The organism is Psychrobacter sp. CCUG 69069, from assembly GCF_021023115.1.
Classification (GTDB): domain Bacteria; phylum Pseudomonadota; class Gammaproteobacteria; order Pseudomonadales; family Moraxellaceae; genus Psychrobacter; species Psychrobacter namhaensis.
In genome coordinates this window covers 1-980 of record NZ_QQAI01000042.1, presented here as the reverse complement: position 1 = coordinate 980, position 980 = coordinate 1, and the positions used below count along the sequence as shown (strand labels likewise).

Genomic DNA, 980 nt, shown 5'->3' with positions numbered 1-980 from the left:
ACCCCACTCTCAACTTGAAATAAGCAATTCAAACTGAAGAGGCGGGTTACCAAGTTTTTTGTTGAGTACAAAGCACAGATTGTGTGAAAGAATCTTACGAATCAATCGATGAGACAAATGCCATAAATCTCTTGCTCGTACCCTTTGTATATTAAATCGTTCTGATAGCTGACCAATGACTGTTTCAACGATACGGCGGGCTTTCATCAGCCGTCTTACCACAGGTTTGGGTCTATCCTCTTTCATGTTAGCTCTAAGTGGCGTTTGTAAATCTACTCCTTGAGCGTCGTAGTACGATGTCAGACTAGGGCTGATATACCCTTTATCAGCGCCAAGTAGCCCATGAATATGAGTGGTGATTTCTGGGGCAACCGCTCTTTCATCAACATTGGCAGGAGCAAAGGTAAAGCCTTTAATCATGCCCGATAAGTTAACAAGCAAATGTCCTTCAAAGCCATAGTACCTCTCTTGCTTAGCCGCACAGTAGCTAAAAGCCGCTAAGTCTTGATAGTTTTTATGCCGATAAGCGCGTCCATAATGACAGACGGGTATCGGAAAGCCATCCATAAAATGAATGTTGTCACGGCCTTCAATTTGACTGACGTTATCTTGTATCTGCTGTTTGACTTGCCACAGATTGGCGCAGTGCTTTGCGAAGTTAGGGTATGAGCCGATGGCTGGAAACCAGTCTTGCCAATGCTGGGTAAAGTATTGCCAAATCTGTTTGTCTTGATCTAGGTGTAAAAATTCACCGACCATCTCCATGCAAATAACCTCAGGATCACTTAGCTTTGGTGCGTAACCTGCACTTCGCAAGGGCTGGGTGACGACTATTTTGTAATATTGCTCTACCATTAAATAGATATTGATGATAAATTCGTCTATGGGCATCTCACAACTCCATTGTATTCTTGGTCGAAAACAATAGATTAGTGAGGTGCTCTTCTTTTTTCAATCACTTTCGAAGTTGAGAGTGGGGT

Annotated in this window: 1 protein-coding gene; it reads right to left on the bottom strand. The window is 42.9% G+C overall.

The features are described from left to right. Positions 1-9: 9 nt before the first annotated feature. Positions 10-891 carry an IS982 family transposase gene (locus tag DVY93_RS12390; RefSeq protein ID WP_230711047.1) on the bottom strand — a complete coding sequence of 294 codons (882 nt, stop codon included), beginning with the start codon at positions 889-891 and terminating at the stop codon, positions 10-12. Positions 892-980 lie beyond the last annotated feature (89 nt).